The organism is Allobosea sp. RAF48, assembly GCF_052114025.1.
GTDB lineage: Bacteria > Pseudomonadota > Alphaproteobacteria > Rhizobiales > Beijerinckiaceae > Allobosea.
In genome coordinates, this window is the sequence record NZ_JBFRDZ010000001.1 from 149,315 (window position 1) to 172,871 (window position 23,557).

Annotated in this window: 24 protein-coding genes; 7 read left to right on the forward strand and 17 right to left on the reverse strand. The window is 65.0% G+C overall.

Annotated features, from left to right (window positions below):
• Positions 1–4 precede the first annotated feature (4 nt).
• The 3 genes from AB4Z10_RS00745 to AB4Z10_RS00755 form a co-directional block, all read right to left on the reverse strand.
• The gene (locus AB4Z10_RS00745) at positions 5–394 is read right to left on the reverse strand and encodes a VOC family protein (RefSeq protein ID WP_441468450.1); all 390 of its coding nucleotides are present in this window, start codon (positions 392–394) and stop codon (positions 5–7) included.
• A gap of 83 nt (positions 395–477) precedes the next feature.
• Positions 478–1,647: a beta-keto acid cleavage family enzyme gene (locus tag AB4Z10_RS00750; protein WP_441468451.1), complete on the reverse strand. Its 1,170-nt coding sequence runs from the start codon at positions 1,645–1,647 to the stop codon at positions 478–480.
• 87 nt (positions 1,648–1,734) lie between these two features.
• The gene (locus AB4Z10_RS00755) at positions 1,735–2,037 is read right to left on the reverse strand and encodes a hypothetical protein (protein WP_441468452.1); all 303 of its coding nucleotides are present in this window, start codon (positions 2,035–2,037) and stop codon (positions 1,735–1,737) included.
• Between the two features lie 684 nt (positions 2,038–2,721).
• Here AB4Z10_RS00755 and AB4Z10_RS00760 point away from each other — a divergent pair.
• A complete protein-coding gene (locus tag AB4Z10_RS00760) occupies positions 2,722–4,365 on the forward strand; it encodes an MFS transporter (RefSeq protein ID WP_441468453.1) in 1,644 nt (547 codons plus the stop codon).
• Between the two features lie 323 nt (positions 4,366–4,688).
• On the opposite strand, the gene AB4Z10_RS00765 is transcribed toward AB4Z10_RS00760, so the two are convergent.
• Positions 4,689–5,393 (reverse strand): GntR family transcriptional regulator, encoded by a 705-nt coding sequence (locus AB4Z10_RS00765; protein WP_441468454.1) that lies wholly within the window; start codon positions 5,391–5,393, stop codon positions 4,689–4,691.
• Between the two features lie 131 nt (positions 5,394–5,524).
• On the opposite strand from AB4Z10_RS00765, the gene AB4Z10_RS00770 reads away from it, so the two are divergent.
• The 5 genes from AB4Z10_RS00770 to AB4Z10_RS00790 all read left to right on the forward strand — a co-directional run bounded on the left by AB4Z10_RS00770 (position 5,525) and on the right by AB4Z10_RS00790 (position 11,913).
• Positions 5,525–7,198 carry an IlvD/Edd family dehydratase gene (locus AB4Z10_RS00770; RefSeq protein WP_441468955.1) on the forward strand — a complete coding sequence of 558 codons (1,674 nt, stop codon included), beginning with the start codon at positions 5,525–5,527 and terminating at the stop codon, positions 7,196–7,198.
• A gap of 77 nt (positions 7,199–7,275) precedes the next feature.
• Complete coding sequence (locus tag AB4Z10_RS00775; RefSeq protein WP_441468455.1) at positions 7,276–8,250, forward strand: Bug family tripartite tricarboxylate transporter substrate binding protein; 975 nt, start codon at positions 7,276–7,278, stop codon at positions 8,248–8,250.
• A 19-nt stretch (positions 8,251–8,269) separates the two neighbouring features.
• A complete protein-coding gene (locus AB4Z10_RS00780; RefSeq protein WP_441468456.1) occupies positions 8,270–9,187 on the forward strand; it encodes a 3-hydroxyacyl-CoA dehydrogenase NAD-binding domain-containing protein in 918 nt (305 codons plus the stop codon).
• Between the two features lie 71 nt (positions 9,188–9,258).
• Positions 9,259–9,525 (forward strand): hypothetical protein, encoded by a 267-nt coding sequence (locus tag AB4Z10_RS00785; RefSeq protein WP_441468457.1) that lies wholly within the window; start codon positions 9,259–9,261, stop codon positions 9,523–9,525.
• Between the two features lie 309 nt (positions 9,526–9,834).
• Positions 9,835–11,913 (forward strand): transglycosylase domain-containing protein, encoded by a 2,079-nt coding sequence (locus AB4Z10_RS00790; protein WP_441468458.1) that lies wholly within the window; start codon positions 9,835–9,837, stop codon positions 11,911–11,913.
• 50 nt (positions 11,914–11,963) lie between these two features.
• Here AB4Z10_RS00790 and AB4Z10_RS00795 read toward each other — a convergent pair whose 3' ends face one another.
• The 6 genes from AB4Z10_RS00795 to AB4Z10_RS00820 all read right to left on the reverse strand — a co-directional run bounded on the left by AB4Z10_RS00795 (position 11,964) and on the right by AB4Z10_RS00820 (position 16,719).
• Positions 11,964–12,566 carry a hypothetical protein gene (locus AB4Z10_RS00795; RefSeq protein ID WP_441468459.1) on the reverse strand — a complete coding sequence of 201 codons (603 nt, stop codon included), beginning with the start codon at positions 12,564–12,566 and terminating at the stop codon, positions 11,964–11,966.
• Between the two features lie 25 nt (positions 12,567–12,591).
• Positions 12,592–12,849 carry a hypothetical protein gene (locus tag AB4Z10_RS00800; RefSeq protein WP_441468460.1) on the reverse strand — a complete coding sequence of 86 codons (258 nt, stop codon included), beginning with the start codon at positions 12,847–12,849 and terminating at the stop codon, positions 12,592–12,594.
• 81 nt (positions 12,850–12,930) lie between these two features.
• Positions 12,931–13,299 carry a hypothetical protein gene (locus AB4Z10_RS00805; RefSeq protein WP_441468461.1) on the reverse strand — a complete coding sequence of 123 codons (369 nt, stop codon included), beginning with the start codon at positions 13,297–13,299 and terminating at the stop codon, positions 12,931–12,933.
• Positions 13,300–13,334: 35 nt separating this feature from the next.
• On the reverse strand, positions 13,335–13,631 hold the full coding sequence (locus tag AB4Z10_RS00810) for a TetR/AcrR family transcriptional regulator (RefSeq protein ID WP_441468462.1): 297 nt from the start codon (positions 13,629–13,631) through the stop codon (positions 13,335–13,337).
• Positions 13,632–13,788: 157 nt separating this feature from the next.
• Positions 13,789–14,334 (reverse strand): GNAT family N-acetyltransferase, encoded by a 546-nt coding sequence (locus AB4Z10_RS00815; RefSeq protein ID WP_441468463.1) that lies wholly within the window; start codon positions 14,332–14,334, stop codon positions 13,789–13,791.
• A gap of 15 nt (positions 14,335–14,349) precedes the next feature.
• Positions 14,350–16,719, reverse strand: a complete 2,370-nt coding sequence (locus AB4Z10_RS00820; RefSeq protein ID WP_441468464.1) for an Orn/Lys/Arg family decarboxylase — start codon at positions 16,717–16,719, stop codon at positions 14,350–14,352.
• A gap of 306 nt (positions 16,720–17,025) precedes the next feature.
• Here AB4Z10_RS00820 and AB4Z10_RS00825 point away from each other — a divergent pair, with 306 nt between their 5' ends.
• Positions 17,026–17,274: a hypothetical protein gene (locus AB4Z10_RS00825; RefSeq protein ID WP_441468465.1), complete on the forward strand. Its 249-nt coding sequence runs from the start codon at positions 17,026–17,028 to the stop codon at positions 17,272–17,274.
• A 139-nt stretch (positions 17,275–17,413) separates the two neighbouring features.
• On the opposite strand, the gene AB4Z10_RS00830 is transcribed toward AB4Z10_RS00825, so the two are convergent.
• From AB4Z10_RS00830 to adhP, 7 genes are all read right to left on the reverse strand, one after another.
• Positions 17,414–18,112: a cytochrome c3 family protein gene (locus AB4Z10_RS00830; protein ID WP_441468956.1), complete on the reverse strand. Its 699-nt coding sequence runs from the start codon at positions 18,110–18,112 to the stop codon at positions 17,414–17,416.
• A gap of 27 nt (positions 18,113–18,139) precedes the next feature.
• On the reverse strand, positions 18,140–18,643 hold the full coding sequence (locus AB4Z10_RS00835) for a nitrate reductase cytochrome c-type subunit (protein WP_441468466.1): 504 nt from the start codon (positions 18,641–18,643) through the stop codon (positions 18,140–18,142).
• The gene (napA, locus tag AB4Z10_RS00840; protein WP_441468467.1) at positions 18,610–21,111 is read right to left on the reverse strand and encodes a periplasmic nitrate reductase subunit alpha; all 2,502 of its coding nucleotides are present in this window, start codon (positions 21,109–21,111) and stop codon (positions 18,610–18,612) included. Before napA ends, AB4Z10_RS00835 begins: the two co-directional genes overlap by 34 nt.
• A complete protein-coding gene (locus AB4Z10_RS00845; RefSeq protein ID WP_441468468.1) occupies positions 21,108–21,395 on the reverse strand; it encodes a chaperone NapD in 288 nt (95 codons plus the stop codon). Before AB4Z10_RS00845 ends, napA begins: the two co-directional genes overlap by 4 nt.
• Entirely contained in the window at positions 21,388–21,897 is a 510-nt protein-coding gene (gene napF / locus AB4Z10_RS00850) for a ferredoxin-type protein NapF (RefSeq protein WP_441468469.1), read from the reverse strand. The genes AB4Z10_RS00845 and napF overlap by 8 nt, the downstream gene beginning before the upstream one ends.
• A 9-nt stretch (positions 21,898–21,906) precedes the next feature.
• Positions 21,907–22,101 carry a periplasmic nitrate reductase, NapE protein gene (napE, locus tag AB4Z10_RS00855; RefSeq protein WP_441468470.1) on the reverse strand — a complete coding sequence of 65 codons (195 nt, stop codon included), beginning with the start codon at positions 22,099–22,101 and terminating at the stop codon, positions 21,907–21,909.
• A gap of 350 nt (positions 22,102–22,451) precedes the next feature.
• On the reverse strand, positions 22,452–23,483 hold the full coding sequence (gene adhP / locus AB4Z10_RS00860; RefSeq protein WP_441468471.1) for an alcohol dehydrogenase AdhP: 1,032 nt from the start codon (positions 23,481–23,483) through the stop codon (positions 22,452–22,454).
• Positions 23,484–23,557 lie beyond the last annotated feature (74 nt).

A 23,557-nucleotide genomic window follows, 5' to 3' on the forward strand; every position in this document is an offset into this window, starting at 1 on the left:
TCCTTCAATCGGGTTCCGGCATCGGGAAGGCCTTGGCATCGGGCTGCCAGACCGCGAACATGTTTCCCGACGGATCGGCGAGAACGGCGACCCATGCCGTTCTCGGTACTGCGGTCTTAGGCCTCACGACTTTTGCCCCCATTTGCTCGGCGAGGGCCAGCGAATCGTCGATCGACTCGACATTCACGAACTGCAGCCAGCCCTTCGGGTCGGCTTTCGGCTGGTAGGTGAGCCCGCCTCCCACGCTGTCGATGTCGGCCGGGTCCAAATGGATGCGCCAATAGTCCAGGCCTTCGACCTGTTCCATTCGCCAACCGAAGAGTGCGCCGTAGAACTTGGAGGGCTTCTCCGGCTCGTCGCCGTAGATTTCAAAGTGGGTTATCTGGCCAGTCACGCATTCCGCTCCCGCGCTCGTTTTGGAACGAGTGGCCCGCGCCGGAGCGCAGGCCCCCGTATAGGTGCATGGACAGCAGGCGGTTACGCCGTCGCGATCTTCAGTTGCGCCTGCGCGGCCCGGACGGGCGCTGGCGCGATCATGCAAGCGGCGATCGGATGCGAGTCGCCGCCGAGGACAGCCGGCTTGATCTTTCCGTCGGTCGGCCAGGTCAGGAAGCCCGGGTTGAACTCGGTGGGATTGGGCGGCATGTCGTTGTTTCGCAGCGTCTCTTCAACGCTATTGTACCAAGTGCCGACCTTCATGATCTTGCGCGCCTCTTCGGCCGTCGCAACCTTACGGCCGAACTCCTTGCACAGGCGCACCACGCCCTGAACTTGCTCCACCGTGGTCTTGCGGGTGCGATCGGCGCCCCAGAGATTGTCCTCGTTACCGACCCGGACATGCTGGCCGAGCACCATGGACATCGCCGAGATCGAGATCAGTCCGCGCATGCTCGACCAGAAGGTATTGACAGAACCCTGCGGCAAGCGTTGCAGGAAGTGCATCAGATCGAACGGATTTCGGCCCAACGTTCCACCGCCGTACGCGCACAGCGCCATGTTCAGCGGCCCCATATAAATGCCCGCGCGGATCAACCGCTCGATGAGCTCCCACTGGTGGACATGAGCGGGGACAAAGTAAGGCTGGATGCCATTCTTCCGAAGGCGCTTGAGGTGTTCGACGTAAAATTCTGGGGTTGAATCCACTACCATGCCGGCCCAGGCCGCCAGCACTTTGGGATCGTCCATATGCGTCCCTTTGATGTCGTCCTTGGAGAACATCGAAGCGATGTCCCAGAGCGTGGTGCCGGTCGACACCGTCACATACTCCGGCTTCGGATCTAACTCCGTGAGCATATGGCGGGTGTCGTAGTCGAGCCACTTCGCCTTGGCGTCGGCCGTGTGCGGTGCGAACGAGATCGAGCCGCCGACCTGGATGATCATATCCGGCACGGCTTCCTTCACTCGCTTCAGCAGGTAGTTATAGTCGTCGAAGTTCGTCGACCCCAAGCCGGTGGCCGGGTTGCGAACGTGGAAGTGCAGCATAGTGGCGCCGGCTTCGTAGCAGTCGACGGCGGCCTGGACCTGCTCGTCCCAGGTCAGGGGGATGTCGCTCGCGTCGCCCGGCAGCCACGCAGGCCCATAGGGCGCCGCTGTGATGATCAGCGGCGCCATGTTCTCGGGCAGTATCGAGTTGTCGGTATAGTACATGCCTGCTCTCCCTCGGTTTAACTCTCCGTGCCTCTCGCGGCCCCGAAACTCGCGCGGGATCGACCCGATCCCATCGGAATCCTATGCTCAGGAGTGAGTTTTCGGCCGGTTGACCCGACCGATCGGGATGACGTTGGCCGTCCTGAGGGCCCTGCCGATTTCGGCCGAGAGCCTCTCGATCTGGGCGACCCATTCCGCCGTTCTTTCACCGCGAATTTCCGCCGGCATCATCTGGGCCACGCGCAGTGCCAGCTCCGCCTCGACAAGCTCCTCGCACATGTCGCAAAAGTCCTCACTCCGCGCCGCGAGCTGCTCGATAGCCCGGCGCTCCGTCGGGAACCGCTGCAGCACGGCTGACTTGCCCGCCTTCCTGTCTTCTTCGTTGGACATCGACGCCGATCCTGTCATCGCGTCGTTCTTGCTTCGAGGCGGACCATAGACAGGTCAGTCTGGAATCTGCGTAACCTACGCAGAAGACACGGGGGTCACACCGCCGGGACAGTCTGAGCGAGGGGCTCTACCCCACCCGCGACGATCGGTAAAAATCCGACAATTGCGAAAGGCGTTGCTGATTGGCTCAGGAATACCTCCAAGCCCGCGCCAAACGGTCTGCGGCCAGGACGCCGTGAGCGCGCGACGCCCCGCGCCGCTCACTCCGCTGACATGACGACGTGGGGTGTCTAGACCGCGATCGAGTTCGCCCGTCAACGGACAGCGCAAATCGTATTTTGCCTACGCGACGAATGTTGGCGGCGGAGCACCGCCGCGAGTCATTCCGGAAAGATCGCGCTCAATGAAGCTATGAGCCAGTTCGTTTTCGGTCGAGATGAGCGGCTCTGTCGAGGTCCGGTTGCGGGCAGAGGGTTGGAGTTCGCTCGTGGCGCGAGGCTGGCAAGATTGTCTTACCCGAGACGTCTGCCGCGGGGCGCCTTTAAGCTTTCTCAACCTCCGCTTTCCGGTAATGAGCCGGAGACGGAAATGACGCTTCCCAAACAGAGGTCGTGACATAAGAATTCAGCGTCACGCTCGGAATTAACCGGCGCCCCATCAACAGACGTCGGAAATAAGCCGGTTATGGATGTGCGAAAGCCCGCAGCAGGAACTGGGCCGTTTGCGCCGCTCAACAATGTCACTTTCCGGGCGATCTGGCTTGCCGGGCTGATCTCGGGATTGGGATGGCTGATCCAGACCATCGCCATGAGTTGGCTGATGGCGACCATCACACCGTCCAGCGTGATGGTCGCACTGGTTCAGGCCGCGACAAACCTGCCCGCATTCATCCTATCGATTTTTGCCGGCGCCATCGTCGACAATTTCAATCGCCGCAGAGTGATGCTGATCGCGCGCTCCCTCATGGCCCTGACCGCCGCCACGCTGACGGTCCTTGTCGCGGTGGGATTGATCAATCCCTGGATCATCCTGTTCTTCAGCTTTCTCGCGGGATGCTGCATCGCCTTCAATGACCCGGCCTGGCAGGCATCGGTGGGCGATATCGTTGATCGAAAGGACCTTGCCGCGGCGGTGACGCTGACATCGGTCGGGTTCAACACCGTGCGCAGCGTCGGGCCGGCGCTCGGCGGCATCATTCTCGCGACCTTCGGCCCCCTGACGGCCTTTTGCCTGTACACCCTCGGCCATTTCGCGCCGCTGATCGTRGTCTGGCGGTCCAAATGGAAGGTGCCGGTATCGAGACTGCCGCCCGAAGCGATGCTGACGGCGATCTCCGACGGCATTCGCTTCACGTCGCTGTCGTCCGAGATCAAGACGGCGCTCGCGCGCGGATTTCTGTTCGGGCTCGCGGGCATCGCAATCCTCGCCCTTCTTCCACTGGTGGTTCGCGATCAGCTGAAACAGGGGGCGGTTGCCTATGGGGTTCTCATGGCCGGCTTTGGCGCCGGGGCGCTGCTGGCGGGCCTGACCTCAACGACGCTCAGGCGAAAACTGTCAGACGAACAGATGTTGAAGTTGGCTTGCGTCGCCTGCGCGACCTGCACGATCAGCCTTTCGCTGACGCAAACTGCGGCCGTCGCCGCCATTGCGCTCATGCTCGGGGGGGCCGGGTGGGTTTTGGGATGGTCGGGCCTGAGCATCAGCGTTCAATGGGCGAGCCCGCGCTGGGTCGTCGGTCGGACGATTTCGCTCTACTACGCTCTCACCTCATGCGGGCTCGCAGTCGGGAGCTGGCTCTGGGGGATGGTGACGGAGAGCTATTCCCTAAGCCTCGCCTTGCAGGCCTCGACGGCGGCCTCTCTTGGCGTCGCCATCCTCGGCTTGATCCTGCCCATCCATCAACGCAAGGACGCTGATGTTTCGACGCCCGATCACTTCGAGGCGCCCGTGATCAGCCTAGACCTGAAGCCGCGCAGCGGGCCGATCGCGATCAAGATCGAATATCGGATCGCCGCCGATCAGGTAGAGCCCTTTCTCGCCTTGATGCTGCAGCGCCGCCGGGCCCAAGGTCGCAACGGGGCGCGTCGGTGGATCCTGACGCGCAACCTGCACGACACCGCCGTCTGGACTGAGACGTTCCGCACGCCCACCTGGAACGATTATCTGCGCTTCAACTTCCGTCAAACCGCCACCGACAGAGCATTGAATGCGAGCTTGATCGATCTGCACATCGGGCATGAGGCGCCGGAAGTGACACTCTCGATCGAGCGGCCCACCGCCACGCCGCGAAAGGCCGGTGTTTTCCCGCCTGACACATACCACAGCTGAACATCGCGCTTTTGCCCGCAATCGGTCAGTTCAGCCGTGCCACTGTCTGGATCCGAATTTCCGCTTTCCAAGTCGGCGCAAAGGTCCGCTTCTGGCACGGTCCCGCCTGATCGCATCGCCAAGTCCGACGCTGAACGCCACCCTTGCAGGCGCGCAAAAGGCAAGCGCCCGGCCAACTCAGTCTGGTACGATAAGCGATTGCACCCAGGGCGCGCCAGTTGCCAGTCTGCACACCGGCCCGAACAATGTCGGCCCTGACGGAGCCATTGATCTTGGGCAGTCGAAGCGTCGTGCTACAACCGGTTTCCGGCGGCAGATCCTGACTATTTCCGGGTGGCAGTTATGGGGCGGCCCTCTTTGAGCGCATTTGAGCGCGCGAAACGCGGCTCAACTGCTGCGATATAGGCATCTCGCGACGGTCCGAGGTGCTTGCGGCAAAGCGCGACCAAACCAGCCCGATCTCCGGCCTTGATAGCTTCGATCATTCCGAGATGCTCATCGCGAGCGAGCGCCAGATACTCCGCGCTCGCAGCAGTGATCGAACGCGCGCCATGGACCTTCTGAGCCATGGCCTGGATCAGTTCGACGAGATGGGGATTGCCGCAAGCGGCGAAGAGGGCTTCGTGGAAGATCATGTTGGCGCGGAAAGCAGCGCGAGCGTCGCCGGAGGAGACGGCTGCACTGTGAGCATCCTGAATTTGTTGCAGCTGTGTCAGTAGCCGGTCCGGTGCAGGGAATGGAATCTGTTCGGCAGCGAGCGTCTCCAGCGCCTCTCGCACCGAATAGATCTGCCGTACCTCCAGCGGCTCGAGCAGTTTCACGAAGGCGCCGCGATTCGGCACGCGCTCGACGAGTCCTACACGCTCGAGCTCGGCCAAAGCCTCGCGCACGACATGGCGCTTCACATCGAGGCGCTCTGCCAGGTCTTCCTCGACCAACCGCTCGCGGGGCATCAGCCAGCCGAGCACGATCTCCTCTTCCAGCGTCGCGGCAATGCCACGAACGCGATCGGTCGTCTGAAGCTTCAACGTGGTCGTCCGCATGCCAGATTATAACCCCTCAACACAATTGTTGACAATCATGGCAACAACCTGCTTCGCATAACGCCATGACGAAGCGCGACGACGATACTTCATCCTCACGGCCGGCTGAACGCGGCATGCGCCGCAATCTCGCGACCTATGGCGACCCCGGCTTCTCGCTGTTCCTGCGCAAGGCCTTCATCAAGGCGGCAGGATTCTCGGATGATGCGCTCGACCGGCCCATCATCGGCATCACCAACACCTTCAGCGACTTCAATCCCTGCCATGGCAACGTGCCGCGGCTGATCGAAGCGGTGAAGCGCGGCGTCATGCTGGCTGGTGGCCTGCCGATGGAGTTCCCGACGATCTCCATCCACGAATCCTTCGCGAACCCGACCTCGATGTTCCTGCGCAATCTCATGGCCATCGACACCGAGGAGATGATCCGGGCCCAGCCCTGCGATTCCGTCGTGCTGATCGGGGGCTGCGACAAGACTGTGCCGGCTCAGCTCATGGGTGCCGTCAGCGCCGATATCCCCGCGATCCAGCTCATCACGGGTCCGATGCTCGTCGGCCATCACAAGGGCGAGATCCTTGGCGCCTGCACCGATTGCCGGCGGCTCTGGGGCCAGCATCGGGCGGGGCAGATAGACGCGGCCGAGATCGAAGTGCTGAGCGGCCGTCTCGCGCCGACGCAGGGCACCTGCATGGTGATGGGTACGGCCAGCACGATGGGCTGCCTCGTCGAGGCGCTCGGCATCGCCCTGCCCGGTTCCGGCACGATCCCCGCCACCCATGCCGACCGCATCCGCGCCGCCGAGGCGAGCGGGCGCGAGGCGGTCAGGCTCGCCAAGGGCGGGCCGAAGCCGAGCGAGATCCTGACCGAAACCGCCTTCCGAAATGCATTGACAGTCCTGCAGGCCATCGGCGGTTCGACCAACGGTCTCGTGCATCTGGCTGCGATCGCGCGCCGGGCCGGTCTTTCGATCGATCTCGCGGAGTTCGATGCGATCGGCCGCAAGGTGCCGGTGCTGATCGACCTCAAGCCTTCAGGCGACCACTACATGGAGCATTTCCATTGGGCCGGCGGCGTGCCCAAGCTGATGAAGGAGCTTGGTGACCATCTCGACCGTTCGGCCCCGACCATCGACGGCCGCACCATCGGAGAGGTCGCCGACGCAGCCGAGGACGTGCCCAACCAAAGCATAATCCGCACCGCCGCGTGCCCGGTGAAGCCGACCGGGGGCATGGCGGTGTTGCGCGGCAACCTCGCGCCCGGCGGAGCCGTGATCAAGCACTCGGCCGCCTCGCCTGCTCTGCTCAAGCATACCGGTCGCGCGGTCGTCTTCGCCTCGGTCGAGGATATGGTCCGGCGCATGGACGATCCGGACCTCGATGTGAAGGCGGACGACGTCCTCGTGCTGACCAATGCCGGTCCAAAGGGCGCACCCGGCATGCCGGAGGCAGGCTATATCCCGATCCCCAAGAAGCTGGCTCAGGCCGGCGTCAAGGACATGGTCCGCATCTCGGATGCCCGCATGAGCGGCACCGCCTTCGGCACGATCGTGCTGCACATCACGCCGGAATCGGCCGTCGGTGGCCCGCTCGGGCTTGTCCGCGACGGCGACATGATCCGGCTCGATGTCGAGGCCCGCGAGATCGCGCTGCTCGTCGACGATGCCGAGCGGGAACGCCGAAAGAGCGAATGGCGGCCGCCGGCACATCTGGCGGAGGAATCCCGCGGCTACCGCCACCTCTATCTCACGACGGTGCTGCAGGCCGACGAAGGCTGCGACTTCGACTTCTGCTGATCGGTCACACCACGCCCAACACGTCCCGCCGAGGCTGGAACCAACCAGTCCGCATGCCCATTCCAGGAGGAAATCCCATGTTCGACCGTCGCCACCTGATCGGCGCGCTCGCCAGCTTTTCGCTGGCCTTCCCCGCCGCGACTTTCGCCCAGAGCTATCCGCAGAAGCCGATCATGCTAGTCGTCCCCTATGCGCCCGGCGGCGCGACGGACATCATCGGACGCGTCGTCGCCGAGGAAATGTCGAACACCCTAGGCCAGCGCCTCGTCGTGGAGAACCGCGCAGGTGCCGGCGGCAGCGTCGGCGCGGTCGCGGTCGCGCGCGCCCAGCCGGATGGCTACACCCTGCTGCTGGGCGCCCTCACCAGCCACTCGATCAATATGAGCCTGCAGGCGAAGCCCGGCTTCGACCTCAGGAAGGACCTCGTTCCGGTCGGCCTGGCCGGCAATGTCGGGCTGGCGCTCGTCGTCCATCCGTCGGTTCCCGCCAAGACGGTCCCGGAGCTGATCGCGTTGATCAAGGCCAGTCCGGACGGCTATTCCTACGCCTCCTCGGGACAGGGTTCGCCGCAGCATCTCTCAGGCGAGCTGTTCAACCTCAAGGCCGGCACGAAGATGCCAGTGGTGCCATATCGCGGCTCCGGGCCGGCCATGACCGACATGGTCGCGGGGCAGGTCAAGATCATGTTAGACACAATTCCCGCGGTGCTGCAGCATGTGAATGCCGGTTCGCTGAAGGCGATCGCGACCACAGGCCACGAGAACTCGCCTTTCATGCCGAATGTGCCGACCGCGATCTCACAGGGGCTAGAAGGCTTCGAGGTCTCATCCTGGTTCGGCTTGCTCGCGCCGACCGGCACGCCGCAGCCGATCCTGGACAAGCTCAACACTGAGCTCAACAAGGCGCTCAAGAGCCAGAAGCTGAAGGAGGCGCTGGCGCTGCAGGGCGTCGATCCGAAGCCCAGCACGCCTGCGGAGGCCTCCAGGTTGATCGACAGCGAGATCGCGAAATGGGGCGATCTGATCAAGACGAGCGGCATCAAGGCCGAATGACAGTCCGGAACCAAAGCTCATGAGCGACACCGTCCAGCACTTCGCCATCGTCGGCGCCGGCATGATCGGCGCCAGTTGGGCGGCGCTCGCCAGCGCCTATGGCGTGACGATCTCGGCCTATGACCCCAATCCCGAGGCCGAGGCACGCTTCCTGTCCTATATCGAGCGGGCGCGGGCGCAGCTGACCGAGTTGGGATTGACTGGAAGCGGCTCCGTCAGCTTCTCCACCGACCTTGCGATGGCGCTGAAGGGCGCCAGCTTTGTCCAGGAGAACGGGCCGGAGAACGAGGCAGTAAAGCGCAAGCTCCTCGCCGAGATCGACGCCTTGCTTCCGCCCGGAGCGATCATTGCCAGTTCAACCTCGGCATTGGTCCGCAGCGCCATCGTCGCCGATTGCGCCCGGCCGGAGCGGATCGTCGTGGCGCACCCGTTCAACCCGCCGCATCTCGTGCCGCTGGTCGAGATCGTCGGGGCCGATCCCGAGGTGGTCGCCGGCGCGACGAACTTCTATCGCGCGCTCGGCCGACGCCCTGTCGTGCTCAACCGGGAAATGCCGGGCCATATCGCCAACCGGCTGGCCTCGGCGCTCTATCGCGAGGCCGTGCATCTGGTCGAGCAGGGCGTCGCCAGCGTCGCCGACATCGATGCGGCGCTCTGCAATGGGCCCGGTTTGCGCTGGGCCCTGATGGGGCCGCATATGACCTATCACCTCGGCGGCGGCGAAGGCGGCATCGCCGGCTACCTCGCCCATCTCGGGCCGAGCCAGGTCCGGCGCTGGCAATCGCTCGGCAATCCGTCGCTCGACGCGGATGTTCAGGCGAAGATCGTCGCGGGCGTCGCGGAAGAGGCAGGCGATCGCTCCATCGCCGAATTGGAGTTGCGCCGCGACGAAGGATTGCTCGCCCTCCTGAAGGCGCGCACGCTGGTCAGCGACTGACAGGATCTGCCATAGTCGAAACGATCGAAGCCGCCCCGCGCATCGCGCTCCTGCATGCGCTCGAGGAATCCGTGCTGCCGGCGCGGGCCGCCTTCGCTGCGCACTGGCCAAAAGCGAAAATCTTCGACCTGCTCGATACCTCGCTCGCGACCGATCTCGCAGCGCGCGGCAGTCTAGACGAGGCGATGACCGAGCGCTTCCTGACGCTCGGACGCTATGCCGCTGCGACCGAGGGCACGGCCGGGCCGGCCAAGGCGATACTGTTCACCTGCTCGGCTTTCGGCCCGGCAATCGATGCGGTCAAGCGCGCTGCCGATTCCCGCGTTGCGGCCCAATGAATCCGCCTTCACGGAGGCGTTGGCAGCAGGCGACCGCATCGGCCTGGTCGTGACTTTCGCGCCGTCGCTGGCGTCACTGACCGGCGAGCTCGAGGAGATGGCCAGCAGGAGCGATCCGTGCTGTGGAACATGCGCTGAGTTTCGCTCCGGGGCGCGGATGAGCCGGCGGCCCCCTTTCGAGGATGAAGCGCCGCCGCCCTCCGGATCTCCAGCCTGACATGCATGTCCGCCCCTGGTCTTAGTTGTGCCAAGAGCCGATGCCAGAAGCGCCCGATTGCACCGGCTGCACGGAATGGGGGCTGACCACAGGTGGCGAACGAAGGTGACCGGCGCGAGCCGGCTGTCGACGCGCTGGCGACGGCAGCTCACGAGCTCGTTTCTCGCCCCGCCTCCGAGGATCGCGAGGGTGGGGCCGCAGCTCACGGGCCGGCCCCTGAAACCAGCGATGACGCGTCTCGCCAACCAGGGACGGCCCGGCCTGCGGGGGCCGGCTCGCTCCTGAGGAGGCTGGCATATGCCGGGCTCGCGCTCTGTCTGGCTGGCCTGATCGGCCTTTGCGGCGTCGTCGCCAACTACGCCTTGCAGCTATCTCCGCTCAGTCAGCTCACGGTGCCGAAAAGGCCCCCGAACATCGCCATCCTGGCGCATGACGGCTCGTTTCTGGCCAATCGCGGCGAGACGGGCGGCCGCGAGGTCTCCCTCGGGGAGCTGCCGCCCTCCCTGCCCCAGGCTTTCGTCGCCATCGAGGACCGGCGCTTCTACGACCATTGGGGCATCGACCTGATGGGCCTCGTCCGTGCGGCCCACCGCAACCTGACCCATGACGGCGGCCTCCAGGGCGGCTCGACGCTTACCCAGCAGCTCGCGAAGAACCTGTTCCTGACCCAGGAGCGCGCGGTCTCGCGCAAGATCCAGGAAGCGATCCTGTCGCTCTGGCTGGAGCGTAGCTACAGCAAGGACCAGATTCTCGAACTCTATCTCAACCGGGTCTATTTCGGCGCCGGTGCCTATGGTGTCGAGGCCGCGGCCCAGCGCTATTACGGCAAGTCGGCCCGCAACGTCTCGCTGCCGGAAGCCGCCATGCTCGCCGGCCTCGTCCAGTCGCCGTCGCGCCTGGCCCCGAGCCGCAACCGCGAGGCAGCTCGGGCCCGCGCCGAACGCGTGATCGCGGCGATGAAGGAGCTCGGCTTCATCACGCCCGACATGGCCCGGACGGCTCTCGATGCACCGGCCGAGCTCATGCCTCCAAAAGGAGCCGGCTCGGCCAATTATGCCGCTGACTACGTGATGGACGTGCTCGACGCCGTCGTCGGCACCATCGACTCCGACGTCGTGGTCTCGACCACCCTCGAGCCATCCCTGCAGGCAGCGGCCGAGCGGGTGCTGGTGGACGAGCTCAACGCGAAGGGCCAGAAGTTCAATGTGAGCCAGGGCGCCTTCGTGGCGATGCGGCCGGACGGGGCCGTGACAGCGCTCGTGGGTGGCCGCGACTACGAGGCGAGCCAGTTCAACAGGGCGACCTCCGCCCGCCGCCAGCCGGGCTCGTCCTTCAAGCCCTTTGTCTATCTGACGGCCCTTGAACGGGGGCTTCGCCCCGACACCGTGCGCACGGATTCACCGGTCAACATCAACGGCTGGAAGCCGGAAAATTATGACCGGGGCTATCGTGGTCCAATCACCCTGCGTAGGGCTCTCGCTCTCTCCCTCAACACCGTGGCGGTGAAGCTCAATATGGAGGTCGGTCCCAAGGCGGTCGTGCAAACGGCGCAGCGCCTCGGCATCACCTCGCCGCTCCAGGCCGCCCCCTCGATCGCGCTCGGCACCTCCGAAGTCACGCCGCTCGAGCTCGTCGGCGCCTATGCCACCTTCGCCAACGGGGGCCTCGCGGCCGTGCCCTACGTGATCACCGAGGTGAAGACCGCGGATGGCAAGCTCGTCTTCAGCCGCCCGGCTTCGGGCGATCTGGAGCAAGTCATCGATCCAAGCACCGATGCCATGATGAACGAGATGATGCACAACATCTTCGTCATCGGCACGGCCCAAAGGGCGCGGATGCCCGGCTGGCCGATGGCTGGCAAGACCGGCACCACCAACGACTACAAGGACGCCTGGTTCGTGGGTTACACCGGCAATCTGGTTGCCGGCGTATGGCTGGGAAACGATGACAGCACGCCCACCAATGGCGTGTCCGGCGGCAACCTGCCGACCGACATCTGGCACAATTTCATGAAGATCGCCCTCAAGGACCAGAAGCCGGTCGCCCTGGCGGGCGTGGCCGGCGCCGGACGGGATCCGCGCTACGCCAATGCAGGCGAAAACGGCAGCGGCCAACCGCGGCAGCGCGCCAAGCGCCAGAAGAACTTCTTCGAGAGGCTGTTCGGGCTCTGAGGCTCAATCATTCAGCCCGGAGCCAAACTCATTGTTTCCACGGGCCGCGTCTAGGCTGCGCCAGGAGCGGACTCTTGTGCCTCGCTCAGAAGCGGACATTCGCACCAGGGGGTGTCGGCGGTCCGACAGGCGGAATGTTCACAATCGGCAGCGACGGACCGAGCGGCACGGCTGATCGGCCATAGCGTGGCAACGGCGAAGATCGCCAGTCTGAGCCGACAGAATGGCAGCGCGTCGAGACGAGCGGCAATCGTGGTCTCCGAAGGCCTCCCCGGAGAAGGGGCAGCCTCTTCCAATTTCTTCAGCATGCCGGTTCGCTCCAGTGGCAGCGAACCATATCTGGCACCATCATAGTGGCCGGCGGCGTGATTGGGATCAGGCACTCCCTCGACTGCGTCGAATGCCGCGCCGATGATCGCGAGCTTCGCAGCCTGAACCTGCGCGTACTGCGCGCGAAAGCTCCTTGAAAGCCAGATCGGGGAGCGCCCGCGCGCGCCGCTCCAGCCCAATCCGCCGAGCGCAGCGGCCGCCGCCAGCGTCCTTCCCCTATGGGTCCGCGACAGATTGAGCGGCCGGGCCAGCGCGGAGACCGAGGTCACGTTCGTCATCGCCCGCTCCTCGGTGGATGCGGCATCGACGCTCAGCCCGACCATGAGTCGATCCATCAAGCTGCCGCCGTCATCCACCGAAGCGAATACAGATTGGTGCTGGGACGCGGATCAGTTCGCAGGCTAGCAGGCCATCGGCGACCAGCGGCTCCATCTCCGCGAGCCGCATCAGGTCGGTCCGTCGCAGGCGCTCGACACGGCCGCAGCCGTCGAGCGCATCGAGCGCCGCAAGGTGCAAGGCGTACCACTCGGTCAGCGCCCACAGCGTCGAGGGGCCAGGCTCTACCAGTTCCGAGTTGCCGCCGGCAGCTCCGGTCGGCTGGATCACGCCGTATTGCAGCGCCTCCGCAAAAAGGCCGTCGCCGTGTTGCGGCTGGCCAGTCGATGGGCCAGCGATGCCTCGACAAACTCATGCCTGGACCATGCCCCGGTAACGCAAATGCAGTTGGTCCGGAGCGATCGGCGGCAGGCTTTGATTGGTGCCACGCCCGCCGTCGGCCAGCCGTTGTGCGAGGTCTTCGGGACTCACGCCGCTCCTGACGCGAAGAATGCCTTGCTGCTCGAGCTCCACGATTAACGCAGCCAACTTGGCCTGAAAGGCAACGGCGGAACCGACCATGACGTCTCGGCAGCGTCTAAATGCCTGATCATTGATCTCGATCGCATGGGGCGATCTAGCCAGCCGGCGACGGATGTTGCCGTCGCGAACGTCGAGAAGGGATGCGAGAATCTCGACTGCCCCCTGCCCTTCCGCGAGTGCAGCGCGCCCTGCCGCCATGCCGGCCGCGACGGCATTCGCATTGGCATGCTCGATCAGAAATCGAAACGCTTCTTCCTGCTGCTGAAATAATTATAGAGCGTGCGCCGCGTGACATCGACGGTGTCCGCGATGGTGATCATCGTCAGATGCGCGTAGCCATGGTCCAGGAACGCCTGTTCCAGCCGTGATACGAGCTCTGCGCGTGTGACCATCCAGATTGCCCGGTTGTCCGCCAGATCCTCAAAGTTCGCGATCGCGGCGATCTGACGATTCAGCGTATCGTCTTCTTGCCCCGATTTTCCCGGGAACCGCAATCCGCGTCCAGGATGCTCGCTGCTGCGGCGAGCCACATGTGACCTATCGCATAAGAACGCACTGGAGCCACGCAGCACGCGGCTCGGCAGCGCCGCGCCAAGGCGGACGTTCCGGGCTGGCCTGCCAAATGTCGGTGATCGCGTTCGTTGCTTCCGGCGGCGTAGGCGATAATGCCAGTACCGGGCGCCAGGCTCAGCCCGACAGGACAGGCTGCGTGGCGCCCGCACCGAGCGACCTTTGAACCAGGACACTGTCGGACCACCGACCATAGCGGTAAGCGACCCCCGGCAGCAGGCCCACTCGCGCGAAGTCGAAGCGCTCGTGCAACGCCAACGACGCAACGTTTTCCGCGTCGATGTAGCCGATCATCTGGCGAAAGCCCGCCGCCGCACAGGCATCGATCAAGGCCTGGATCAGCAGCCGGCCAATGCCGCTACCGAGATGTTCGTGGTGGACGTAGATCGAATGCTTGACGGTGAAGCGATAAGCCGGCCGCTTGCGGAACTGGACGACATAGGCATAGCCCACCACCTCCCCGGCGCGTGTCGCGACCAGATGCGGCAGCCGCCGATTGCGGAGGTTCTTGCGCCGGTCGCGCAGATCATCCGGCTGCGGCGTGCCGGCGTCCTCGACACCGGCCTCGATGCCGCGGCGGATATGCCGGCGGTAGATCGCCAGCATGGGCTCGACATCGTCGTCGCGAGAAGGGCGGATGACAATCGACGGTTCGCTTGCCATGAGTCGTCGATGCCTTCAGCCCTGCGCCTGCTCGCTGACGACATAGGTGTAGAGCCGCACCCGCCCGGCCGAGTCGATCTCGCGATAGACGCCCTGAATTTCGACCTCGAAGCCGGGGAAAGCGTTGAAGCAGGCCTCGAACATCTTGAGATAGTCGACCATGGGCTTGGCTCGCCCGGTCAGCCGCTCGCCCGGCACGATGGTGGCAATCCCGGGTGGGTAGACGACGAAGGGCGTCACCGCGATGCGCCCCTCGATGGCGTCGATCGGCAGATAGTCGACTTCGTTGCGCACGAGGCAGCGTGCCGCGTCATGCGGCGACAGCGCCATCTCAGGCAGGTGTTCGGGCGAGAACTGCCGGTTCTGCAGCCCGCTGACGTCATGATCCCGGAAGAAGCGGTGCATCTCGCCGCACAGGTCGCGCAGGCGCACGCCGCCATAGCGGCCCGGGCGGCGCCGATAGAATTCGGGGATCGCGTCTTCCAGCAGGGCATTGTCGTCGTGCAGCTTCTTGAAGGCGACGAGACCGCTGATCAGCGTGCCGGCCTTGCTGGCTTCGACGCCGGGCGTCAGCAGGAAGAGCAACGAATTGAGGTCGTTCTTCTCGGCGACGATCCGGTTCTCGCGCAGGAACTGCGCGACGACCGGTGCGGGAATGCCGTGCTCGGCATAGGCCCCCGTCTCGCGGTCGAAGCCGGGCGTCAACAAGGTCAGCTTGTTGGGGTCGGTCATCGCGAAGCCCGGCTCCATCTGCGTGAAGCCGTGCCAGCTCGCATCGGGCGCGAGCTCCCAATAGGCCGGATCGCTCGCGAGCTGATCGGTCGCGACCATTTCCCAGGCGACGTCATGCACGGCGCCCTCGCGCGAGGCGTCGGCGATGCGGACCCGGTCCGGCACGAAGGGCTCGAAGAACCAGCGCCGCTCGGGCCGGATTTCCTTCTCCTCGAATTCGCGCCGCACGGCTCGGATCTTCTTGCGGAGCTCGATGCCGAGCCGGATCGTATCGTCCCAGAGCACCTCGCCGGAACGGCCCTTCATCATCTGCGCGCCGACGTCGAGCGAGGCGAAGAGCGGGTAGAAGGGTGACGTCGAGGCATATTGCATGAAGCTCTCGTTGAAGCGGCGGTGCTCGACGCGCCGCCTCTGGCCCCTGATGTGCCGATCCTTCATGTGGATCTGGGAAGCCTGGCTGAAACTCGCGAGCTGCTTGTGCGTCGACTGGGTCGCGATGATGCCGGGCGAGTCCGGGCCGAGGCCGGACAGGCCCATGGCGAAGCGCCCGGCATAGAGCGGATGGAATTTCATGAAGCCGGCCCAGGCTTCGTCGAAGAGGATGTAATCGCAGAGATGGCCGATCCGATCGAGGATCATCTGCGCGCTGTGGATCGTGCCGTCATAGGTGCACTGCTCGACCACGGCGACGCGGAACGGGCGCGGTCTCTTCCAGGCGTCGGGGTCCTTGACCAGCGGATTGGTGCGGATGCGCTCGCGCAGCGCGTTCTCGTCGAAGCTCTCCCAGAGCATCGGGCCGATCAGCCCCCAGGCATTGCGCGCGGTCGGGATGTAGACCGGAATGCCACCGGCGATCAGCAGCGCGCCATGATGGGCCGCCTTGTGGTTGTTGCGGTCGAACAGCACGAGGTCGCCGTCCGAGACCAGCGCGGCGAGCGCAACCTTGTTGGAGGTCGAGGTGCCGTTCAGGACGAAATAGGTCTTCTCCGCCCCGAAAATCTGCGCCGCTTCCTTCTGCGCCTTCAGGGCCGGGCCCTCATGGGTCAGGAGGTCGCCGAGATCGAGCACCGAATTGTCGAGGTCGTCGCGGAACACAGCTTCGCCGAGATGCTCCATGAAGACGCGACCGATCGGGCTGCGGCTGTAGAAGACGCCGCCATTATGCCCGGGGCAGGTCCAGAGATGGTTGCCTTCCTCGGCATAGTCGACGAGCGCGCCGAAGAACGGCGTCTTCAGCGTCTCGGCATATTGCTTCAGGCGGCTGATCAGGCTCTTGGCGATGAAGGGCGGGGTCTCCTCCGAGAGGAAGATGTAGCCGTCGATGAAATCGAGCACCTCGACCGGCACGTCCTCAAAGCGCTTGCGGCGGATGAGCAGGATGATCGGGAAGTCGAGGCCGCGACGGCGCATCAGATTGATCAGCGCCGCGGTCTTGCCCTCAAGGCCCTTCTTGCCCCAATCGACCACCATGCAGCCGATGGCGGCATCGGTCTGGACCGCGATCTCGGCATCTTCGAGCTTGCGCGCCTTGACGACCTCGAAGCCCGATCGCTCGATCTCCTCGATGATCTGGTTGAAGCGGATCCCTTCGAGATCCTCGGCATCGAAGTTCGGCGTCGCGAACAGAAAGGTGAAGCGCCTGAAATAATCCATGCCGTCTCCGCTGGCGTGAACTTACGACACTGAGCGAGTCTTGCGACAATCCGGCGACCAACGATGCGGCTGCATCCGTGAGACCCCGGTGCCTCCGCCCCTCCCCGGGAAGGCAAGCCAATGATGCGCACCGTTGGGCGGAACGTCGGCTGGCGCCCATCCCGCCTCGCCGGCGACTGTAGCAGATGATGGCCTGCTGTCGCCGCAGCGTGCCAACCCGGTTTGGCCCTGATCCTCGCCGCGACGGTTCCCTCACGGGATCAAAAGGGAGAGCGGTGCGGGCGGAGTTTTGCCCCCGCGCCGGAGGTGTCGCCGCAGTTCCGCATCTGGGCCGACTACACCTTCACCCTCGCCAAGGACGAGATCGCGCGGCAGGAACTGCTGCACCGGCCGCGCCACAAGGCGAGCGCGACCACGACATGGACGCCGACCGACAAGGTTGCCGTGTTCGGGCGGATCGACAACCTCTTCGACAAGCGCTGGGAGAACCCCGTCGGCTTCCTGGTTCCCGGCTTCGGCGCCTTCGGCGGGATCAAGGTTGCCATCGGCGGATGAGACCGTGCCGCGCCCGGCGCGGTTTTCGCGTCCTTGCCATGGCGGCCTTCGCCGCCATGGTGATCTGCACTGCGCGGGACGAACACATGCACGACCGCCGCCACGACCGCTGCGGGCAGCCGCGAAGGCGCCGCTCGGCTCAGTGCTTTTCGATCTCCGCCAGATAGGTCCGCACGGCCCGTTCAGGCCCGTGCCAGGAGGCGCTGCCCTTGCCCTGCAGCTCCGGCGCGTCCTTCCAGCCCGGCTCGATGCCGGTCATATCCGGCAGCAGATGGGCGATGCCCTTGTGGCAGTCGATGCAGGTCTTCTCGCCGGTGATCAGGAAGCGGCTGTGGATCTCGGCCGCCCGGCGCGTCTGCTTGGTGAAGTCCATCGCGACCGAGGAATGGCAGTTGCGGCATTCGAGCGAGTCGTTCGCCTTGAGCCGCGCCCATTCGTGCTTGGCGAGCTCGAGCCGGTGATTGAGGAACTTCTCGCGCGTCGAGATCGTGCCGAAGATCTTGCCCCAGACCTCCTTGGAGGCCTGCATCTTGCGAGCGATCTTGTCCGTCCAGTTATGCGGCACATGGCAGTCCGGGCAGGTCGCGCGCACACCCGAGCGGTTCGAGAAATGCACCGTCGACTGCAGCTCCTGATAGACGTTGTCGCGCATCTCGTGACAGGAGGTGCAGAACTTCTCGGTGTTGGTGATCTCCAGCGCGGTGTTGAAGCCGCCCCAGAACAGCACGCCGCCGACAAAGCCGCCGAGGGTCAGGAAGCCGAGCGGCAGATAGGCGCTCGGCCGGCTGACGATGTGCCAGAACCAGACGACCCAGCCCCGCAGGCGAAGGAACAGCATCTTGAGCTTTCCCATGTCGGCGCCTCGTTACCGCTTGCCGCCAATGGCGTTCGCGTCCTGGAACAGGTTTGGCACCAGCGGGCGGGCATCGGTCTGCTGGACATGGCAGGCGGTGCAGAAATAGCGCCGCGGCGTCACGTCCGAGAGCACCTGGCCGTCGCGATCCTGGAAATGGGTGACGCTGATCATCGGCGCGCCCGACCCCTCGGTGAACTCGCGCTTGTGACACTCCATGCAGCGGTTCGTGTGGAGGGTGAGCTGGTAGCCGTCGATGGCATGGGGGATCACCGGCGGCTGCTCCGGCCAGTTCCGCATGCGCCGGATATCGTCGACGATCGGCCGGTCGAGCGGCGGAATCGGCTGCAGCGAGAGCTGCGGGACGACGCCGGTGAGGCGCGGGATGATCTTGATCGGACCGCCCTCCTGCGAGGAGGCGGCGCCGAAGGCGAGGACGAGGCACGCCGCCATGGCGGCCCCGAGAAGTGTCCGCGAGCGCATCAGCCCGAGACCGGAACGATCTTGACCGCGCATTTCTTGAAATCCGTCTGCTTGGAGATGGGATCGGTGGCGTCGAGCGTCGTCTTGTTGATGAGCTGGCTGGCGTCGAACCAGGGCACGAAGACCACGCCTGGCGGCATGCGGTTGCGCCCGCGTGTCTCGACGCGGGTGCGCATCTCGCCCCGGCGCGAGATCACCGTGATCTCGGCGCCCTGGTTGAGCCCGCGCTTGCGGGCGTCTTCGGGGTGCATGAAGCAGCGCGCGCCCGGGAAGGCCTTGAAGAGCTCCGGCACGCGCATGGTCATCGAGCCGGAGTGCCAGTGCTCCAGCACGCGGCCGGTGACCAGCCAGAGATCGTACTCGCCATCAGGCGATTCCGCCGGCGGCTCGTAGGGCGCCGCGATGATGCGGGCCTTCCCGTCCTTGTTGCCGTAGAACTCGACGCCCTTGCCGGGTGTCACGTAGGGATCGCTCCCCTCGCGGTAGCGCCAGAGCGTTTCCTTGCCGTCGACGACCGGCCAGCGCAGCCCGCGTACCTGATGATAGGTATCGAAGGGTGCGAGGTCATGGCCATGGCCGCGGCCGAAGGTGGCGTATTCCTCGAACAGGCCCTTCTGGACGTAGAAGCCGAAATGCCTGGCCTCGACGTTGTCATAGGCCGGATCGATCTCTTCCGCTGCGTAGCGGTCCACATTTCCATTGCGGTAGAGCACGTCGAACAGCGTCTTGCCGCGGAAGTTGGGGTTGGCGTCGAGCAGTTCCGCCGGCCAGACCTCGTCAGTGGTGAAGCGCTTCGAGAACTCCATCAATTGCCAGAGATCGGAGCGGGCGTCGCCGGGCGCCTTGACGAGCTGATGCCAGAAATGCGTCCGCCGTTCGGCGTTGCCGTAAGCCCCCTCCTTCTCGACCCACATCGCGGTCGGCAGGATCAGGTCGGCGGCCATGCCGGTTACAGTCGGATAGGCGTCTGACACCACGATGAAGTTTTCGGGGTTGCGGTAGCCGACGAAGGTTTCGTTGCTGCTGTTCGGCGCCGCCTGCAGGTTGTTGTTGACCTGAATCCAATAGAAATTGAGCTTGCCGTCCTTCAGCATGCGGTCCTGCTCGACCGCGTGGTAGCCGGGCTTTTCCGGAATGGTTCCGGCCGGCACCCGCCAGATTTCCTCGGCATGCTTGCGATGCTCGGGATTGACCACCGTCATGTCCGCCGGCAGGCGATGGGCGAAGGTGCCGACCTCGCGCGCCGTGCCGCAGGCCGAGGGCTGGCCGGTGAGCGAGAACGGGCTGTTGCCGGGCTCGGAGATCTTCCCGGTCAGCAGATGCAGGTTGTAGACGAGCTGGTTCGCCCAGACGCCGCGCACATGCTGGTTGAAGCCCATGGTCCAGAACGAGACGACCTTACGCTTGGGATCGGCATAGAGCTCGGCCAGTTGCTGCAGAAAGCCGGGCTCGACGCCGGTCAGGGCCGAGACCTTCTCCAGCGTGTAGTCCTTCACGAAGGCGGCATAGGCCTCGAAGTCGATCGGCGACGTCGCGGCCACGTCTGCCGCCTTCCTCGCCTTGACCTCACGCGGGTCGTCGGGGCGCAAGCCATAACCGATCTCGGTCGCAGCCTTCACGAAGGTGGTGTGCTTACCGACGAAGTCCTTGTTCACCCGCCCGGTCGAGATGATGTGGTTGGCGATGTAGTTCAGGATCGCCAGATCCGTGCCCGGCTTGAAGACGATCGGAATGTCGGCGAGGTCCGAGCTGCGGTGGGTATAGGTCGAGAGCACCGCGACCTTGACATGCGGCTGGCCGAGGCGGCGATCGGTCACCCGCGTCCACAGGATCGGGTGCATCTCCGCCATGTTCGAGCCCCAGAGCACGAAGGCGTCGGTCGCCTCGATGTCGTCATAGACCCCCATCGGCTCGTCCATGCCGAAGGTGCGCATGAACGCGTAGGCGGCAGATGCCATGCAGTGGCGGGCGTTGGGATCGAGGTTGTTGGAGCGGAAGCCGGCCCGCATCAGCTTGGTCGCGGCATAACCCTCCCAGATCGTCCACTGGCCGGAACCGAACATGCCGAGCGCGGTCGGCCCCTTGGCCTTGAGCGTCTCCTTGGCCTTGGCGGCCATGGTGTCGAAGGCCTCCTCCCAGGAAACCGGCGTGAACTCGCCGTCCTTGGCATAGACGCCGTTCTTCTTGCGCAGCAGCGGCTGGGTCAGCCGGTCGCCGCCATACATGATCTTGGAGAGGAAATAGCCCTTGACGCAGTTGAGGCCGCGATTGACCTCGGCCTTCATGTCGCCGTGGGTGGCGATGACGCGCCCTTCCTTGACACCGACCATGACGCCGCAGCCGGTGCCGCAGAAGCGGCACGGCGCCTTCGACCATTGGATCTGCAGGGTATCGACGCCGCCTGTGACCGGTTGGGCCTGCGCCGGAACGCTCATATTGGCGGCGAGCACGGCGACGCCGGCCGCCTGCGCCTTCAGCATCTCGCGACGGGACAGGGTCATGGGTCTACTCCAGGGTCGTCGAGGGTCTCGAGGTCTTCGATCTGCTCGAACACCATGTTGGCCGAAAGCACGCCGTCCAGCAGGCTGATGGTGGCCAGCCGGTCGCCGATCACGCCGGTGCTCGCGCCTTCCAGGACGATCACGATCTTGCCGTTCTCGACGCGGTGCACCTCGGTCTCCGGCATCTCGCCGATACGGGCGAGCACCTCATCGACTCGCGCCGGCAAGGCCGAGACGACGGCGCTCGAAATATGATGGAAGCGGGGGCGGGAGGGTTCAGCCATGGGCAGTCTCCGGCGGGCGCGCATTCACGCCGATGGCCGAGGCGGGACAGGCCGCGACGCAGGAGCCGCAGCCGCTGCAGCGATCGGCAGCCAGCTCCGGCAAGGCCGGCCCGCCCAGGCGCGGCCGGAAACGGATCGCGGCCTCAGGGCAGGCATCCCCGCAGCTCTGGCAGACGATGCCACGGCCGGCGAAGCATTCCGGCCCGATCACGGCCACATGCTCAAAGGCGGAAATGGCGCGGTCGAAGACCGGTTCGGGGCAGGCCTCAGCACAGGCACCGCAGAAGCTGCACTCGCCTCCCCTGAAATCGAGGGCGGCCCGGCCGGATTCGTCGAGCGCGATGATGTGCTGCGGGCAGGCAGGCACGCAGGCGCCGCAGCCGGTACAGGCCGCAGCGATCGACGCGGCGCGGGACCACGGTGGGCGAACTCTGTCGGGCAATGAGAGGCGCCGGCCGGTCAGGAAGTTGCGGCGCCCGCGATCAATGGCGGTGCGTTCCATGGCCTGGCCTCAGTGCGGAGGTCCGGGCGGACCGACAAGGAGCTGAAACATCCAGACGAGGAAGCCGTAGCCGCCGACGACGCCGACCGCGACGATCGGCCAGATAAAGACAGCCAGCGTCAGGAAAGCCAACAGCTCGGCTCGTCTCGTCGGCACTTCCGGAGCGGTCTTCCGGTCGCTCGCCCCTACGGTCTCAGTCGTCATCTCTCCTCCCTTCGCGTGCGGGCGTTCACAAATCGCACCGCCACCAGATTTGAGATCGACAAAAGAGAAGCTGAAATGATCGTGCTTGTCTACTGTCTTCGTTGCCGAAGAACGCACCCGCCTCAGGGCCTTGATCTAGCGCAAAGGCGTCTTCGCGACGGAAATGACGCCGATTGCTTGGCGCTTTTCTTGCTTGCAGGCAATATATCTCATTCGACCGACAAGACACCTCGTCTTGTCGGCGGTCAGATCGGGCTCAAACGGCGCCTGCATGGACGGGTTGCGCCGTTCTATCGATTGCATCAGGCCAAGCGTGGACCGCTCGGCCCGGGACCGGGCCGTCCCCGCGATCAGCTCGTCATGTCGAGCACGATGCGCCCTTCGATCTGGCCCTTGTGCATCCGGTCGAAGATATCGTTGATCTCCTCGAGCCTTGCCGTGGCGATCGTGGCCTTCACCTTGCCCCCGGCGGCGAAATCAAGCGATTCCTGCAGGTCTAGCCGCGTGCCGACGATCGACCCGCGCACGGTGATGCCGTTGAGCACCATGCCGAAGATGTCGAGCGGGAAGCCGCCGGGCGGCAAGCCGTTCAGCGAGACGGTGCCGCCGCGCGCCACCGCGCCGATCGCCTGCTCGAAAGCCTTGGGGCTCACCGCGGTCACCAACACTCCCTGCGCGCCACCGCCGGTCTCGCGACGGATCACGGTGCCGGGGTCCTCGTTGCGCGCATTGACGGTGACGGTGGCGCCGAGGCGCCGCGCGAGGGCGAGCTTGGCGTCGTCGACGTCGATCGCGGCGACGTTGAGCCCCATCGCCCTGGCGTATTGCACCGCCATATGGCCGAGGCCGCCGATGCCGGAGATCGCGACCCAGTCGCCGGGCTTTGTATCGGTGACCTTGAGCCCCTTGTAGACCGTGACGCCCGCGCAGAGCACCGGCGCGATCTCGGTGAAGGAGATATTGTCCGGCAGATGGCCGACATAGTTGGGATCGGCGATGACGTATTCGGCGAACCCACCATTGACCGAGTAGCCTGTGTTCTGCTGGCTCTCGCAGAGTGTCTCCCAGCCGCCGAGGCAGTGCCGGCAATGGCCGCAGGCGGTGTAGAGCCAGGGCACGCCGACACGATCCCCCTCCTTCACATGCTTTACGCCTGCGCCAACGGCCGAGACGTAGCCGACGCCCTCATGTCCCGGAATGAAAGGCGGGTTCGGCTTGACCGGCCAGTCGCCTTCGGCCGCATGGAGATCGGTATGACAGACGCCCGATGCCTGGATCGCGACCTGAATGGCGCCGGGGCCGGGCTCGGGCACCGGCACTTCCTCGATCGTCAGCGGTTTGCCGAACATCCGCACAACGGCGGCCTTCATCGTCTTCGCCATGATCCGTCATCTCCTTCGATGCGACTCCGCTGATGCAGGCATGCCCGCCTGCGATCAAACGGCCCGGTTAGCCG

Bases quoted from the DNA above. Each gene is read 5' to 3' on its own strand.
- napE (WP_441468470.1), bottom strand. From the start codon at position 22,101: ATGACGACTGAGACCGTAGGGGCGAGCGACCGGAAGACCGCTCCGGAA.
- napF (WP_441468469.1), bottom strand. From the start codon at position 21,897: ATGGAACGCACCGCCATTGATCGCGGGCGCCGCAACTTCCTGACCGGC.
- AB4Z10_RS00830 (WP_441468956.1), bottom strand. From the start codon at position 18,112: ATGCTGTTCCTTCGCCTGCGGGGCTGGGTCGTCTGGTTCTGGCACATC.
- AB4Z10_RS00835 (WP_441468466.1), bottom strand. From the start codon at position 18,643: ATGCGCGGTCAAGATCGTTCCGGTCTCGGGCTGATGCGCTCGCGGACA.
- AB4Z10_RS00770 (WP_441468955.1), top strand. From the start codon at position 5,525: ATGCGCCGCAATCTCGCGACCTATGGCGACCCCGGCTTCTCGCTGTTC.
- AB4Z10_RS00750 (WP_441468451.1), bottom strand. From the start codon at position 1,647: ATGTACTATACCGACAACTCGATACTGCCCGAGAACATGGCGCCGCTG.
- AB4Z10_RS00845 (WP_441468468.1), bottom strand. From the start codon at position 21,395: ATGGCTGAACCCTCCCGCCCCCGCTTCCATCATATTTCGAGCGCCGTC.
- AB4Z10_RS00780 (WP_441468456.1), top strand. From the start codon at position 8,270: ATGAGCGACACCGTCCAGCACTTCGCCATCGTCGGCGCCGGCATGATC.
- AB4Z10_RS00775 (WP_441468455.1), top strand. From the start codon at position 7,276: ATGTTCGACCGTCGCCACCTGATCGGCGCGCTCGCCAGCTTTTCGCTG.
- AB4Z10_RS00815 (WP_441468463.1), bottom strand. From the start codon at position 14,334: ATGGCAAGCGAACCGTCGATTGTCATCCGCCCTTCTCGCGACGACGAT.
- napA (WP_441468467.1), bottom strand. From the start codon at position 21,111: ATGACCCTGTCCCGTCGCGAGATGCTGAAGGCGCAGGCGGCCGGCGTC.
- adhP (WP_441468471.1), bottom strand. From the start codon at position 23,483: ATGGCGAAGACGATGAAGGCCGCCGTTGTGCGGATGTTCGGCAAACCG.
- AB4Z10_RS00755 (WP_441468452.1), bottom strand. From the start codon at position 2,037: ATGTCCAACGAAGAAGACAGGAAGGCGGGCAAGTCAGCCGTGCTGCAG.
- AB4Z10_RS00820 (WP_441468464.1), bottom strand. From the start codon at position 16,719: ATGGATTATTTCAGGCGCTTCACCTTTCTGTTCGCGACGCCGAACTTC.
- AB4Z10_RS00795 (WP_441468459.1), bottom strand. From the start codon at position 12,566: ATGGTCGGGCTGAGCGTCGATGCCGCATCCACCGAGGAGCGGGCGATG.
- AB4Z10_RS00805 (WP_441468461.1), bottom strand. From the start codon at position 13,299: ATGGCGGCAGGGCGCGCTGCACTCGCGGAAGGGCAGGGGGCAGTCGAG.